Source organism: Streptomyces yunnanensis, assembly GCF_029011865.1.
Lineage (GTDB): Bacteria > Actinomycetota > Actinomycetes > Streptomycetales > Streptomycetaceae > Streptomyces > Streptomyces yunnanensis.
The window spans coordinates 1,978,423-1,993,503 of sequence record NZ_CP095749.1 but is presented as its reverse complement, the minus strand read 5'-3'; the positions used below and the strand labels follow the sequence as shown (position 1 = coordinate 1,993,503).

Here is a 15,081-nt window from a genome sequence, read left to right as displayed (position 1 = left end):
CACCCGGAATGCGGCTCGGTGCGGTCGTCCTGACCATGGGCAACCGCCCCGAGGAACTGCGCGCGCTGCTGGAGTCCGTCGCCAAGCAGGACGGCGAGCCGATCGAGGTGGTGGTGGTCGGCAACGGCGCGCCGCTGCCCGAGCTGGCCGTCCCCGGACTGACCGTGCGGACCGTCGAGCTGCCGGAGAACGTCGGCATCCCGGCCGGCCGCAACGTCGGCATCGAGGCGTTCCGCACCGACGGCCGGGACGGCTTCGATGTCGATGCGCTGCTGTTCCTCGACGACGACGGGCTGCTGCCGCACGCGGACACCGCCGAGCTGTGCCGGCAGGCGTTCGCCGCGGACCGTGAGCTCGGCATCATCAGCTTCCGGATCGCCGACCCGGACACCGGGGCGACCCAGCGCCGGCACGTGCCGCGGCTGCGCGCCTCCGACCCGCTGCGCTCCTCGCGGGTGACCACCTTCCTCGGTGGTGCCAACGCGGTCCGCACCACGGTGTTCGCCGAGGTCGGCGGCCTGCCCGACGAATTCTTCTACGCCCATGAGGAGACCGATCTGGCCTGGCGGGCGCTGAACGCCGGCTGGCTGGTCGACTACCGGGCGGACATGGTCCTGCACCACCCCACCACGGCCCCGGCCCGGCACGCGGTCTACCACCGGATGGTGGCCCGCAACCGGGTCTGGCTGGCCCGCCGGAATCTCCCCGCCCCGCTGGTTCCCGCCTACCTCGGCGTCTGGTTCCTGCTCACCCTCGCGCGCCGGCCGTCGCTGCCGGGGCTCCGGGCCTGGCTGGGCGGCTTCAAGGAGGGCTGGTCCACTCCGTGCGGTCCCAGGCGTCCCATGAAGTGGGCTACCGTTTGGCGACTGACCCGGCTGGGCCGCCCTCCCATCATCTGACAAGCTCGTATCTGAGAGCATCAGGCGCAAACCGGGGCGTCCCCGGTAGCGCACCTTGAGGACGAAAGTGTCAACTGTGAGCGAGACCACGCACGACAGTGCGGTCGCCATGAGTGCCCCGCCATCCGCCGACGAAGGACTCACCCCCCTCCAGCGGGCCCAGAAGTACGACCTGGCGCAGAGCGGTGCCCGGCCCAGCCTTGCGGAGTACATCCGGCAGCTGTGGGCCCGCCGGCATTTCATCTCCGCCTTCGCCAGCGCCAAGCTGACCGCGCAGTTCAGCCAGGCGAAGCTGGGCCAGGTCTGGCAGGTGGCGACGCCGCTGCTGAACGCGCTCGTCTACTACCTCATCTTCGGCCTGCTGATCGGCACGCGGAAGGGCGTCCCGGACTACGTCCCGTTCCTGGTGACCGGTGTCTTCATCTTCACCTTCACCCAGAGCTCGGTGATGGCCGGTACGCGGGCGATCTCCGGCAACCTCGGCCTGGTGCGTGCGCTGCACTTCCCGCGGGCCTGCCTGCCGATCTCGTTCTGCCTCATGCAGCTCCAGCAACTGCTGTTCTCCATGGGTGTGCTGGTGGTCATCCTGCTGGCCTTCGGCCAGGTGCCCACCTGGTCCTGGCTGCTGGTGCTGCCCGCGCTGCTGCTGCAGTTCGTGTTCAACACCGGCCTGGCGATGGTCATGGCACGGCTCGGCAGCAAGACGCCGGACCTGGCGCAGCTGATGCCCTTCATCATGCGGACGTGGATGTACGCGTCCGGCGTGATGTTCAGCATCAGCGTGATCCTCAAGGGCAAGCACGTCCCGCACTGGGTCGAGGTGCTGCTCTACTCCAACCCCGCCGCGGTCTACATCGACCTGATCCGGTTCGCGCTGATCGACAGCTTCAAGGCGAGCCAGCTCCCGCCGCACGTGTGGGCGTTCGCGCTCGGCTGGGCGGTGCTGGCCGGCGTCGCGGGCTTTGTGTACTTCTGGAAGGCTGAGGAGCGGTACGGACGTGGCTGAGCAGATGGACGGCGTCCCGTCGACGACGGCGACGCAGGAGCGGATCCCGACCGTGATCGCGGACGAGCTGCACATCGTCTACCGGGTCTACGGCACCGGTGCGGGCAAGGGCAGCGCGACCGCGGCACTGAGCCGCATCATCCGGCGCCGGCCGTCGGTGGGCGTGCGCGAGGTGCACGCGGTCAAGGGCGTCTCCTTCACCGCCTACCGCGGCGAGTCGATCGGCCTGATCGGTTCGAACGGCTCCGGCAAGTCGACCCTCCTCAAGGCCGTCGCCGGACTGCTGCCCGCCGAGCGCGGCAAGGTCTACACCCACGGCCAGCCCTCGCTGCTGGGCGTGAACGCGGCGCTGATGAACGACCTCACCGGCGAGAGGAACGTCATCCTGGGCGGTCTGGCGATGGGCATGTCCCGCGAGCAGGTCCGCTCCCGCTACGACGACATCGTCGACTTCTCCGGCATCAACGAGAAGGGCGACTTCATCTCGCTGCCGATGCGCACCTATTCGTCCGGTATGGCGGCCCGACTGCGGTTCTCGATCGCGGCGGCCAAGGACCACGACGTGCTGCTGATCGACGAGGCGCTGGCCACCGGCGACCGGGCCTTCCAGAAGCGCTCCGAGGCCCGCATCCGCGAGCTGCGCAAGGAAGCGGGTACGGTCTTCCTGGTCAGCCACAACAACAACTCGATCCGGGACACCTGCGACCGTGTGCTGTGGCTGGAGCGGGGCGAGCTGCTGATGGACGGCCCGACGGACGAGGTCATCAAGGCGTACGAGAAGGAGACGGGCAAATAGCCCATCCTTCGCAGGAGGCCCTCGCGAGTCCGGTTCGCGGGGGCCTTCGATGGTGAAGGGATGGTCAACTCGGCGGGGCACGGGAACAGTTGGCCCGTGTGCGACGTTGACCAGAACGTTGCCCGAGGCTTCCGAGCCCGCCCGGATGTGCGTGCGATGTACGGCGTAAGCTGTACGCGTACTGAAACAGCACAAGTGGTGCAAGTCGGGCAATCTTCACCCGAGCGAGCGACGGAAGCTCGTTCGGAGTGCGCCTCCCTCTCTCGACTACGCTCGGGCGGGAGGTGCCCGCACGCTGCGGCGTGTCCGAAATGGGATGTTTTGTCCGGCGGTGTAGAACGGGAGACGTGACGGCAATGGCTACTGGTTCGCTCCGGCTCCACAACGCGCCGGGAAGCCCCCGGTGAGCCGACGAGACGAGCAGGCGCGTCGCGCCTTCCCCCGGAAGGTGGCGGTGGGTGGCGGGAAGGACCACACACGCACCGTGCTCGATCAGGCCGCGCACGAGAATTTCCCGGTCGCCCCGTTCTTCCTGCCCCGCGCCTGGCGCGCCGACCTGATGGCCCTCTACGGCTTCGCCCGCCTCGTCGACGACATCGGCGACGGCGACCTGGCGCCCGGTGGCGGCGACGCCGTCCTCCTCGGGCTGGACCGCGTCCAGTGCGACGACCGCCCGGCGCTGCTCGACGCCCTGGAGGCGGACCTGCACCGGGTCTTCAGCGACCGGGCGCCCGGCCCCAAGCACCCGCTGATGCGCCGGCTCGGCCCGACCGTCCGCCGCTGCGCGCTCACCCCCGAGCCCTTCCTCGGCCTCATCGAGGCCAACCGCCAGGACCAGCGGATCAGCCGCTACGGCACCTACGACGACCTCGCCGCCTACTGCGAGCTGTCCGCCAACCCCGTCGGCCGGCTCGTCCTCGGCGTCACCGGCACCTCCAGCCCCGAGCGCATCCGGCTCTCCGACGCCATCTGCACCGCGCTGCAGCTCGTCGAGCACATCCAGGACGTGGCCGAGGACCTCGGCCGGGACCGGATCTACCTGCCCGCCGAGGACATGAAGCGATTCGGCGTCACCGAGGCCGACCTGGCCGCGCCGACCGGGGGCGCCCCGGTGCGCGCACTGATCGCCTTCGAGGCGGAACGCGCAGGTGAGCTGCTGGACGAGGGCGCGCCCCTGGTGGGCAGCGTGCACGGCAGGCTCAAGCTGTTGCTGGCCGGCTTCGTCGCCGGTGGGCGCGCCGCGCTCCAGGCGGTCGCGGCCGCCGATCACGACGTACTCCCTGGACCGCCCAAACCGACCAAGCTCAGCCTGCTGCGCGAGGTCGGGGCGACACTGCGACGAGAGGGGTGAGTCGGACCGTGGAGGCAACCGCACAGATGTCCGCGCCGGTGCTCGCTGCGTACCGCTACTGCGAAACGGTCACCGGGCAGCAGGCGCGCAATTTCGCCTATGGGATCCGGCTGCTGCCGGCCGACAAGCGGCAGGCCATGTCGGCGCTGTACGCCTTCTCCCGCCGGGTGGACGACATCGGCGACGGCGCCCTGCCCCCCGACGCCAAGGGCCGGCGCCTGGAGGACACCCGCGCCCTGCTCGCCCGGATCAAGGACGGCCGGATCGCCGAGGACGACACCGACCCGGTGGCCGTGGCGCTCGCCGACACCGCCCGGCGCTTCCCCGTCCCGCTCGGCGCGCTCGACGAGCTGATCGACGGGGTGCTGGCGGACGTCCGCGGCGAGACCTACGAGACCTGGGACGAGCTCAAGGTCTACTGCCGCTGCGTCGCCGGGGCGATCGGCCGGCTCTCACTCGGTGTGTTCGGCACCGTACCCGGCGCATTCGACGCCGAACGCGCCCCGGAGTACGCCGATACGCTCGGGCTCGCACTGCAACTGACCAATATCCTCAGGGACGTTCGCGAGGACGCGGGCAACGGGCGGACGTACCTTCCGGCCGAGGATCTCGCCAAGTTCGGCTGCTCGGCGGGGTTTCACGGCCCGGTGCCGCCGCCCGGTGCGGACTTCGCGGGCCTGGTGCAGTTCGAGGTCCGGCGGGCCCGCGCGCTGTTCGCCGAGGGCTTCCGGCTGTTGCCCATGCTCGACCGGCGCAGCGGCGCGTGCGTGGCGGCGATGGCCGGTATCTACCACCGGCTGCTGTCCCGGATCGCCGACGACCCCGAGGCGGTGCTCCGCGGCCGGGTCTCGCTGCCCGGCCGGGAGAAGGCGTTCGTCGCGGTACGCGGGCTCTCCGGGCTCGACGCCCGGGCGATCGGCCGCCGGCAGGCCGTGAGCAGGAGGCGTGGATGAGCCGTCGGACCGCGTACACCGATCACGGTCCGGCGTCGGCGCGGCGGGCAACCCTTCGTCGGACGGAGGCGTCCATGACAGGCGTAAGGGGGGAGATCACATGACAGCAGGGACCACGCTGCCCGGGCACGACTCCGCCCGTCCCTCCGGCCGTCCCGAAGGGGCGGCCGCGGTGGTCATCGGGGGCGGACTCGCGGGCACCACCGCCGCGCTGGCCCTGGCCGACGCGGGACTGCGGGTCACGCTGGTCGAGGGCCGGCCGCGGCTCGGCGGCCTGGTCTTCTCCTTCCGCCGCGACTCCGCCGTCGGCCCGTTGACCGTCGACAACGGCCAGCACGTCTACCTCCGCTGCTGCACCGCCTACGGCGACCACCTCGAACGGCTCGGCGCGGAACGCCTGGCGCCCCTCCAGGACCGGATGGACGTACCGGTCCTCGACCCCGCCGGTGCCGGAGGCCGGATGCGGCTCGGCCGGCTGCGGCGCACCGCCCTGCCCGTCCCGCTCCACCTGGCGAAGAGCCTGGCGCTCTACCCGCACCTCTCACCCGTCGAGCGCGCCGGAGTGGTCCGCGCCACCCTCGCCCTCGGCCGCCTGGACCCGGCAGACCCCGCGCTGGACGCCGTCGACTTCGGCAGCTGGCTGCGCCGCCACGGGCAGTCCCCGCGCGCCGTCGAAGCGCTGTGGGACCTGGTCGGCATCGCCACCCTCAACGCCTCCGCCGGTGACGCCTCGCTGGGGCTGGCCGCCAAGGTCTTCAAGACCGGGCTGCTCTCCGCCCCCGGCGCCGCCGACATCGGCTGGGCCCGGGTGCCGCTCGGCGAAGTGCACGACACCCGCGCCGCCGACGCGCTGCGCAAGGCCGGCGTCCGGATCGCCCTGCGCACCCGGGCCGCCGCCGTCACCCGCGACGGCGGCGGCTGGCAGGTCGCGGTGGAGAACGGCCCGCACGGCCGGGAGACGCTCACCGCGGACACCGTCGTCCTGGCCGTACCGCAGCGCGAGGCGCACGCCCTGCTGCCCGGGGACGCGCTGCCCGCCAAGGACCGACTGCTGGACATCGGCACCGCGCCGATCCTCAACGTCCACGTCCTCTACGACCGCCGGGTGGTGCGCCGCCCGTTCTTCGCGGCGGTCGGCACCCCGGTCCAGTGGGTCTTCGACCGCACCGGCGCCTCCGGGCTGTCCCGTACGCCCGGCCACGCACGCAGCCAGTACCTGGCCCTCTCGCAGTCGGCCGCGCAGGAGGAGATCGACCAGCCGGTCGCCAAGCTCCGCGCCCGCTACCTCCCCGAGCTGGAACGGCTGCTGCCGGCCGCCCGGGGCGCCCGGATCCTCGATTTCTTCGTCACCCGCGAGCGCACCGCGACCTTCGCACCCGCACCGGGCGTCGGCCGGCTCCGCCCGGCCGCCCGCACCCAAGTCCCCGGCCTGTTCCTGGCCGGTGCGTGGACCGCCACCGGGTGGCCCGCGACCATGGAGAGCGCCGTCCGCAGCGGCACCGCCGCCGCCCGTGCAGCACTCACCGAACTCGGCGTCCCCCAGGGCCAGTTGCCTCAGGAGGCGGCATGACCGCGCATACGGGCGCTGGCACGAGCACAAGCATCGGAAACAGAGGAGAAACCGTGGCTTCCCCGGCTATCGACACCGCGAGCGTCACCGCGCTGCTGGAGCGCGGGCGGACACTCGCCACTCCCGTGCTGCGTGCCGCCGTGGCCAGGCTCGCCCCTCCCATGGACACCGTCGCCGCCTACCACTTCGGGTGGATCGACGCGGACGGCAAGCCCAGTGCCGGTGACGGCGGCAAGGCGGTGCGGCCCGCGCTCGCCCTGCTGTCCGCCGAGGTCGCCGGTGCCGCCCCCGCGGTCGGCGTGCCCGGTGCGGTCGCCGTCGAGCTGGTGCACAACTTCTCGCTGCTGCACGACGACCTGATGGACGGCGACGAACAGCGCCGGCACCGCGACACCGTGTGGAAGGTGCACGGCCCCGCCCAGGCCATCCTGGTCGGCGACGCGCTGTTCGCGCTGGCCAACGAAATACTGCTGGAGCTCGGCACGGTCGACGCCGGCCGCGCCACCCGCCGACTGACCCTGGCCACCCGCAAGCTGATCGACGGTCAGGCCCAGGACATCTCCTACGAGCACCGCGAGCGGGTCACCGTCGAGGAGTGCCTGGAGATGGAGGGCAACAAGACCGGCGCCCTGCTCGCCTGCGCGGTCTCCATCGGTGCGGTCCTCGGCGGCGCCGACGACCACACCGCCGACATCCTGGAGAAGTACGGCTACCACCTCGGCCTCGCCTTCCAGGCCGTGGACGACCTGCTGGGCATCTGGGGCGACCCGGAGGCCACCGGCAAGCAGACCTGGAGCGACCTGCGGCAGCGCAAGAAGTCGCTGCCGGTCGTGGCCGCGCTCGCCGCCGGCGGGCCCGCCTCCGAGCGGCTCGCCGAGATCCTGGCCGCGGACGCCAAGAAGAGCGAGACCGAGATCGCCGACTTCACCGAGGAAGAATTCGCCTCCCGCGCGGCGTTGATCGAGGAGGCCGGCGGCCGCGGGTGGACCTCCGAGGAGGCCCGCCGGCAGCACGCCACCGCGATCGCCGCCCTGGACGAGATCGACATGCCGGAACGGGTCCGCGCGCAGCTGGTTGCGCTCGCGGACTTCGTCGTCGTACGAGAGAGATGATGACCATCAACACGAACTAGATCGCAGTCGCCGGCCGGCGCCGTTTCGGCGCCGGCCGACGGAATCCCTGAGCACGCATTGACAGTTCACTGCAGAAGGGGAAGCCATGACAGCGACGACCGACGGCAGCACCGGGGCGCTCCCGCCCCGGAGCTCCTCGGCCACCGATGCCGCCGCCGAGACCGCACAGGCCGGCCCGGACGGCAGACCGGGCACCGCCGTGCTCCAGGACACGGCGGACGCCGCGCGGGAAGCGACCACCCGCGCCACCGACTACCTGCTCTCCCTCCAGGACCCCGCCGGCTGGTGGAAGGGCGACCTCGAGACCAACGTCACGATGGACGCCGAGGACCTGCTGCTCCGTCAGTTCCTGGGCATCCAGGACCCCGAGATCACCGAGGCCGCCGCTCGTCACATCCGCGGCGAGCAGTGCGAGGACGGCACCTGGGCCACCTTCCACGGCGGCCCCGGCGAGCTCTCCGCCACCATCGAGGCGTACGTGGCGCTGCGGCTGGCCGGCGACGAGCCGGACGCCCCGCACATGGCCGACGCCTCCGGCTGGATCCGCGAGCACGGCGGCATCGCCGCCTCCCGGGTCTTCACCCGGATCTGGCTGGCCCTCTTCGGCTGGTGGAAGTGGGACGACCTGCCCGAACTCCCCCCGGAGTTGATCTACTTCCCGAAGTGGTTCCCGCTCAGCATCTACGCCTTCGGCTGCTGGGCCCGGCAGACCATCGTCCCGCTGACCGTCGTCTCGGCCAAACGCCCGGTCCGCCCGGCGCCGTTCGCCCTCGACGAGCTGCACGCGGACCCCCGCAACCCCAACCCGCCGCGGCCGTTGGCCCCCGCCGTGAGCTGGGACGGCCTCTTCCAACGCCTGGACAAGGCGCTGCACCTCTACCACAAGGTCGCCCTGCGCCGGCCGCGTGCCGCCGCGATGCGGTCGGCCGCCCGCTGGATCGTCGAACGGCAGGAGAACGACGGCTGCTGGGGCGGCATCCAGCCCCCCGCCGTCTACTCCGTCATCGCCCTGCACCTGCTCGGCTACGACCTCGGCCACCCGGTGCTGCGGGCCGGCCTGGAGTCCCTGGACCGGTTCGCGGTGTGGCGCGAGGACGGTCCCCCTGGGCCCGACGGCCCGGGTGGGGGTCCCCCCGGCGAAGCCAGGGGGAGTGCCCCCACCCGGATGATCGAGGCGTGCCAGTCCCCGGTCTGGGACACCTGCCTGGCCACCATCGCGCTGGCCGACGCCGGGGTGCCCGCCGACCACCCGCAGCTGGTCCGGGCCGCCGACTGGATGCTCGGCGAGCAGATCGACCGGCCCGGCGACTGGTCCGTGCGACGCCCCGAACTCCCCTCCGGGGGCTGGGCGTTCGAGTTCCACAACGACAACTACCCGGACATCGACGACACCGCCGAGGTGGTCCTGGCACTGCGCCGGGTCCGGCATCCCGAACCGGAGCGGGTCGAGGCCGCCATCGACCGCGCGGTGCGGTGGAACGTCGGGATGCAGTCGAAGAACGGCGCCTGGGGCGCGTTCGACGCCGACAACACCAGCCCGTTCCCCAACCGGCTGCCGTTCTGCGACTTCGGCGAGGTCGTCGACCCGCCCTCGGCCGACGTCACCGCCCATGTCGTCGAGATGCTCGCCGAGGTCGGCCGGGCGCACGACCCGCGGACCCGCCGCGGCCTCGCCTGGCTGCTGGCCGAACAGGAGCCCGACGGCGCGTGGTTCGGGCGCTGGGGCACCAACTACGTCTACGGCACCGGGTCGGTGCTGCCGGCCCTGGCCGCCGCCGGGATCCCCGCCTCGCACCCCGCCGTCCGACGGGCCGTCAGCTGGCTGGAGCGGGTGCAGAACGACGACGGCGGCTGGGGCGAGGACCAGCGCTCGTACCACGACAAGGAGCACTGGGCCGGGCGCGGCGCCTCCACCGCCTCGCAGACCGCCTGGGCGCTGATGGCGCTGCTCGCGGCCGGCGAGCGGGACGGCGAGGCGGTGCGCCGCGGGGTGCGCTGGCTGGTGGAGACCCAACTGCCGGACGGCTCCTGGGACGAGCCGTACTTCACCGGCACCGGCTTCCCGTGGGACTTCTCCATCAACTACCACCTCTACCGCCAGGTCTTCCCCCTGACCGCCCTCGGCCGCTACGTCCACGGCGGACCGGCCGCCGGCGGAACCGCCGGGGCACCGGTGGGGGACTGATGCCGAGACGGCCCCCGCCGGACGCGGATCCGCCGCTGCTGGTCGCCTGTGCGCTCGGCATCGAACGGTTCGCGCTGCGGGGCGGTGACCGCGGGGCGACGGGTCACCCGGCGGTCACCCTCCGCACCGGCATGGGCCCCCAGGCAGCGGAGCGCGCCGTCGCCGTCGCGCTGGGTGCGGGCTCGGCCACCGCCGGCTCGGCCGTCGTGGCCAGCGGATTCTGCGCCGGGCTGGTCCCCGGGATGCGGCCCGGCGACGTGATCGTCGCCGAGGCGACCCGGGACCACCGGCCCGGCGTCCCCGACGTGCCCTGCCCGGACAACGGCCTCCTGGTGCGCGCCCTGCGGGAGCGCGGCCTGCGGGTGCACCGCGGACTGCTGCGCGGCTCCGACCACGTCGTACGGGGCGTAGAGCGGGCCGCACTGCACGCCGAGGGGGCGATCGCGGTGGACATGGAGTCCGCCGCGACGCTCCGGACGGCGGTGCGCTGCGGCAGCCGCGCGGTTGCGGCCGTCCGGGTGGTCGTGGACGCTCCGGAACATGAACTCGTGCGCATCGGGACGGTACGCGGTGGAATATCTGCCTTCCGGGTGCTGCGCTCGGTCTTTCCTGTTTTCTTTGAATGGCACCGTTCTTTGCTGCTCCCCAGGAGGTGAGCCAGATGGCCATGCCGCTCCGTCAATCCATCCGGGTCGGGACCTATCTGTTTGAACAGAAAGTGCTGCGCAGGCGGGAGAAGTTTCCGCTGATTGTCGAGCTGGAACCGCTCTTCGCCTGCAATCTCAAGTGCGAGGGATGCGGGAAGATCCAGCATCCGGCCGGGGTGCTCAAACAGCGGATGCCGGTGGCCCAGGCGGTGGGCGCGGTGCTGGAATCCGGCGCCCCGATGGTTTCCATCGCCGGCGGCGAACCTTTGATGCACCCTCAGATCGACGAGATCGTCCGACAGCTGGTGGCTCGCCGGAAGTACGTCTTCCTGTGCACCAACGCGATGCTGCTGCGCAAGAAGATGGACGAGTTCACGCCCTCGCCCTATTTCGCCTTCGCGGTACACATCGACGGAATGCGGGAACGACACGACGAATCCGTCGCGAAGGAGGGCGTATTCGACGAGGCGGTGGCGGCCATCAAGGAGGCCAAGCGGCGCGGCTTCCGGGTCACCACCAACTCCACCTTCTTCAACACCGACACCCCGCAGACCATCATCGAGGTCCTCAACTTCCTCAACGACGACCTGAAGGTCGACGAGATGATGCTCTCGCCCGCCTACGCCTACGAGAAGGCCCCCGACCAGGAGCACTTCCTGGGCGTGGAGCAGACCCGGGAGCTGTTCCGGAAGGCGTTCGCCGGCGGCAACCGCCAGCGGTGGCGGCTCAACCACAGCCCGCTCTTCCTGGACTTCCTGGAGGGCAGGGCCGACTTCCCGTGCACGGCCTGGGCGATCCCCAACTACTCGCTCTTCGGCTGGCAGCGCCCCTGCTACCTGATGAGCGACGGCTACGTCCCGACCTACCGCGAGCTGATCGAGAAGACCGACTGGGAGAAGTACGGCCGGGGCAAGGACCCGCGGTGCGCCAACTGCATGGCGCACTGCGGCTACGAGCCCACCGCCGTCCTGGCCACCATGGGCTCCCTGAAGGAGTCCCTCCGGGCGGCCAGGGAGACCGTCGGCGGGAACCGCGGCTGACGCGACGAGTGGAGAGCCGGCGGCACCGGGCGTCCCGGTGCCGCCGGCCCGGCTTTGGGCGGCCCGGCCCGCCGCCCGTAAGGAGAACACCTCGTGACCGGATTCGACCTGACCGAGCTGCTCGCCGAGCGCGGCGCCGAGCGCTACGAACTCCACAGCCGCCACCTTAACCACCAGCTCCCGCGGATGCTGCACACCATCGGCTTCGACAAGTTCTACGAACGGGCCGAGGGCGCCTACTTCTACGACGCCGACGGCCGGGACTACCTCGACATGCTCGCCGGCTTCGGTGTGATGGGCCTGGGCCGGCACCATCCGGTCGTCCGCCGGGCCCTGCACGACGTGCTCGACGCCCAGCTCGCCGACCTCACCCGCTTCGACTGCCCGCCGCTGCCCGGGCTGCTCGCCGAGAAGCTGCTGCGCCACACGCCCCATCTGGACCGGGTCTTCTTCGGCAACAGCGGCACCGAGGCCGTCGAGACCGCCCTGAAGTTCGCCCGCTGCGCCACCGGCCGCCCGCGCATCCTCTACTGCACCCACGCCTTCCACGGCCTGACCACCGGCTCGCTCTCGGTCAACGGCGAGGACGGCTTCCGCGACGGCTTCGCCCCGCTCCTGCCAGACACCGCCATCGAGCTGGGCGACCTGGCGGCGCTGGAGCGGGAGCTGGGCCGCGGCGACGTGGCGGGCTTCGTCGTCGAACCCGTCCAGGGCAAGGGCGTCACCGCCGCCCCGCCCGGATTCCTGCGCGCCGCCCAGGAGTTGCTGCACCGCCACAAGGCCCTGCTGATCGTCGACGAGGTGCAGACCGGCCTCGGCCGCACCGGCGACTTCTTCGCCTACCAGCACGAGGAGGGCGTGGAACCGGACCTGGTCTGCGTCGCCAAGGCGCTCTCCGGCGGTTACGTCCCGGTCGGCGCCACCCTGGGCAAGGAGTGGATCTTCAAGAAGGTCTACTCGTCCATGGACCGGGTGCTCGTGCACTCCGCCAGTTTCGGCGCCAACGCCCAGGCAATGGCGGCCGGTCTGGCGGTGCTCTCGGTGATGGAGGACGAGGGGATCGTCGCCAACGCCCGGCGGACCGGTGATCTGCTGCGCTCCCGACTGGCCGCGCTGACCGACCGGTACGAGCTGCTGCACGAGGTGCGCGGCCGGGGCCTGATGGTCGGCATCGAGTTCGGCCGCCCCAAGTCCCTGGGCCTGCGCAGCCGTTGGACGATGCTGCAGGCCGCCCGCAAGGGGCTGTTCGCGCAGATGGTCGTGGTGCCGCTGCTCCAGCGCCACCGCATCCTCACCCAGGTCTCCGGCGATCACCTGGAGGTCATCAAGCTGATTCCGCCGCTGATCATCGGGGAACGGGAAGTGGACCGGTTCGTCGAGGCGTTCACGGCCGTCATGGACGACGCCCACAGCGGCGGCGGCCTGATGTGGGACTTCGGGCGGACACTGGTCAAACAGGCGGTCGCCAACCGCTGACCCGGACCTGGCCGGGTGGGTCACCGAACCGTGACCCACCCCCGGGGCGTCAGTCCGCCAGCAACTGGTCGCGCAGCCGCTCGCGGGTGGCCGGCGAGAGCTTCAGCCCGTCGGCGAGGTAGGACTCGGTCGAGCCCCAGACCTCCTCGATCGCGTCGAACGCGGCGGTGAGGTAGTCGAGGTGCGCGCCGAACAGCGGCGAGAGCAGCTCCATGACCTCCGGCGACATCCCGGCCGCCGAGCTGTCCGAGCGGTGGACCTTGTAGCGCCCGGCCGGCTCGTTGGACTTGAGGTAGTCCGCCACGATGGCGTCCCGCTCCACGCCGACCGCGAGCAGGGTGACCGCGATGGACAGGCCCGCACGGTCCTTGCCGGCCGCGCAGTGCATCAGCGCCGGCACGCTGTCCTCGGCGAGCGCGTGCAGCACCCGGCTGTGGTCCTCGGTGCGGGTGGTGATGATCTCGCGGTAGGTGTTCGCCATGCGGCCCGCGGCCTTGCCGTCGCCGAGCACGACCCGCAGCTGCTCCAGCTCGCTGTCCCGCACCATCGTCCAGAACTCCGCGCCGTCGGCGGGATCGGTGAGCGGGATGTTGACGTTCTGCACGCCGGGGAGGGTGACGTCCGGGCCCTCCAGCTTGATGTCGGCCGCGTTGCGGAAGTCGAAGATGGTGTGTAGCCCGAGTCCGGCGAGGAACGCGGCATCCTCTGCGGTGGCGTGCGCCAGGTGGCCGCTGCGGAAGAGCCGCCCGTGCCGGATGCGACGCCCGTCCACGGTCGGCAGTCCGCCCACGTCACGGAAGTTGCGGACCTCCGCGAGCTCCGGCGGGGACTGGGGGACCTGCGGCGTCTGCTGCGTCACGGGCGCTCCTCGGGATCGGTCGCCGACGCTGCTCGTCGACGAGGCGGGGGCTTCTTCGACGATACGACATTGCTGCAATAGGCAATCAGGTGGCAGCGCCGTGCAACACCGGCGCAACGGCGCGCATCATCCCCCATGTGTGGCGCCCTGACAGCACTTCGTGATCGATCATTATTCCAACTTGAGAAGAATTTGACCTGGTGGCATTAATCACCTCGCGTCAACCCCTGGTTACGGTGGCGTAGGTCACTTCTCAAGGTGAAGTATGTCCTGACGTGGCAGACGATTCGAAGAACATCAGCAACAGCGCGAACAGCGCCATCGGGTCGTACGCAGCCGTCGGGGACAGCTTTACTGAGGGAGTCGGAGATCCCGGTCCGGACGGGGCGTACATCGGCTGGGCGGACCGGCTCGCGGTCCTCCTCGCCGACCAGCGGGACGAGGGGGACTTCCGCTATGCGAACCTTGCCGTGCGCGGACGGCTCTTGGACCGGATCATCGAGGAACAGGTGCCCCGGGCGCAGCAGCTCGCCCCCGAGCTGGTGACGTTCTGTGCCGGCGGCAACGACATCCTGCGGCCGGGCTCGGACCCGGACGCGGTGGCCGAGCGTTACGAGGCGGCCGTGGCGGCGCTGCGCGAGACGGTCCCGACGGTGCTGCTGTGCACCGGTTTCGACACCCGGGGCGTCCCGGTCCTCAAGCATCTGCGCGGCAAGATCGCCACGTACACCGCCCATGTGCGGGCCATCGCCGATCGGCATGACTGCCCGGTGCTCGACCTGTGGTCGCTGAAGTCCGTCCAGGACCGGCGGGCCTGGAGCGAGGACCGGCTGCACCTGTCCGCCGACGGCCACACCCGGGTGGCGCTGCGCGCCGCGCAGGTGCTGGGGCTCGCGGTGCCGGCCGACCCGGACCAGCCGTGGCCGCCGGAGACGGAGCGGACCGCGGCCGAGGCGCGGCGGGACAACGTCCACTGGGCGCGCGAGCACCTGGTGCCGTGGATCGGCCGCCGGCTGCGCGGCGTCTCCTCCGGGGACGACGTCGAGCCCAAGCGCCCCGATCTGCTGCCGCTGTAGGTTTTTCCCCATACAAGGCCCCGTGCCCGCCTCGCGGCGGCGCGGGGCCTTGGGGTCTGTCCGACGGGTCGGGGGCGGGCAGACCCTACG

13 protein-coding genes are annotated in these 15,081 nt (G+C 71.6%); 12 read left to right on the top strand and 1 reads right to left on the bottom strand.

All coding sequences use genetic code 11. From position 1 onward, the window contains the following. Nucleotides 1-8 precede the first annotated feature (8 nt). The 11 genes from MOV08_RS08770 (at nucleotide 9) to MOV08_RS08720 (ending at nucleotide 13,056) form a co-directional block, all read left to right on the top strand. Nucleotides 9-899: a glycosyltransferase family 2 protein gene (locus tag MOV08_RS08770; protein ID WP_275311735.1), complete on the top strand. Its 891-nt coding sequence runs from the start codon at nucleotides 9-11 to the stop codon at nucleotides 897-899. A gap of 76 nt (nucleotides 900-975) precedes the next feature. Then, on the top strand, nucleotides 976-1,905 hold the full coding sequence (locus MOV08_RS08765; protein ID WP_275306929.1) for an ABC transporter permease: 930 nt from the start codon (nucleotides 976-978) through the stop codon (nucleotides 1,903-1,905). Between the two features lie 4 nt (nucleotides 1,906-1,909). Continuing rightward, a complete protein-coding gene (locus MOV08_RS08760) occupies nucleotides 1,910-2,701 on the top strand; it encodes an ABC transporter ATP-binding protein (RefSeq protein WP_052287383.1) in 792 nt (263 codons plus the stop codon). 484 nt (nucleotides 2,702-3,185) lie between these two features. Next, entirely contained in the window at nucleotides 3,186-4,052 is an 867-nt protein-coding gene (hpnC, locus tag MOV08_RS08755; RefSeq protein WP_275311734.1) for a squalene synthase HpnC, read from the top strand. Between the two features lie 26 nt (nucleotides 4,053-4,078). Continuing rightward, entirely contained in the window at nucleotides 4,079-5,005 is a 927-nt protein-coding gene (hpnD, locus tag MOV08_RS08750; RefSeq protein WP_420834284.1) for a presqualene diphosphate synthase HpnD, read from the top strand. 100 nt (nucleotides 5,006-5,105) lie between these two features. Then, nucleotides 5,106-6,575: a hydroxysqualene dehydroxylase HpnE gene (gene hpnE, locus MOV08_RS08745; protein WP_275306927.1), complete on the top strand. Its 1,470-nt coding sequence runs from the start codon at nucleotides 5,106-5,108 to the stop codon at nucleotides 6,573-6,575. Further along, nucleotides 6,572-7,687, top strand: coding sequence for a polyprenyl synthetase family protein (locus MOV08_RS08740; protein WP_039630794.1), 1,116 nt, complete (start codon nucleotides 6,572-6,574; stop codon nucleotides 7,685-7,687). The genes hpnE and MOV08_RS08740 overlap by 4 nt, the downstream gene beginning before the upstream one ends. A 106-nt stretch (nucleotides 7,688-7,793) precedes the next feature. Continuing rightward, nucleotides 7,794-9,893 (top strand): squalene--hopene cyclase, encoded by a 2,100-nt coding sequence (gene shc / locus MOV08_RS08735; protein ID WP_275306926.1) that lies wholly within the window; start codon nucleotides 7,794-7,796, stop codon nucleotides 9,891-9,893. After that, a complete protein-coding gene (locus MOV08_RS08730) occupies nucleotides 9,893-10,549 on the top strand; it encodes a phosphorylase family protein (protein ID WP_039630790.1) in 657 nt (218 codons plus the stop codon). Before shc ends, MOV08_RS08730 begins: the two co-directional genes overlap by 1 nt. Before the next feature lie 5 nt (nucleotides 10,550-10,554). After that, a complete protein-coding gene (gene hpnH, locus MOV08_RS08725) occupies nucleotides 10,555-11,580 on the top strand; it encodes an adenosyl-hopene transferase HpnH (protein WP_275306925.1) in 1,026 nt (341 codons plus the stop codon). Nucleotides 11,581-11,673: 93 nt separating this feature from the next. Continuing rightward, complete coding sequence (locus tag MOV08_RS08720) at nucleotides 11,674-13,056, top strand: aspartate aminotransferase family protein (protein ID WP_275306924.1); 1,383 nt, start codon at nucleotides 11,674-11,676, stop codon at nucleotides 13,054-13,056. 49 nt (nucleotides 13,057-13,105) lie between these two features. Here MOV08_RS08720 and MOV08_RS08715 read toward each other — a convergent pair whose 3' ends face one another. Continuing rightward, nucleotides 13,106-13,915, bottom strand: a complete 810-nt coding sequence (locus tag MOV08_RS08715; protein ID WP_275306923.1) for a tyrosine-protein phosphatase — start codon at nucleotides 13,913-13,915, stop codon at nucleotides 13,106-13,108. Nucleotides 13,916-14,190: 275 nt separating this feature from the next. Here MOV08_RS08715 and MOV08_RS08710 point away from each other — a divergent pair, with 275 nt between their 5' ends. Further along, on the top strand, nucleotides 14,191-14,991 hold the full coding sequence (locus MOV08_RS08710; RefSeq protein WP_039630782.1) for an SGNH/GDSL hydrolase family protein: 801 nt from the start codon (nucleotides 14,191-14,193) through the stop codon (nucleotides 14,989-14,991). The last annotated feature ends 90 nt before the right edge of the window (nucleotides 14,992-15,081 follow it).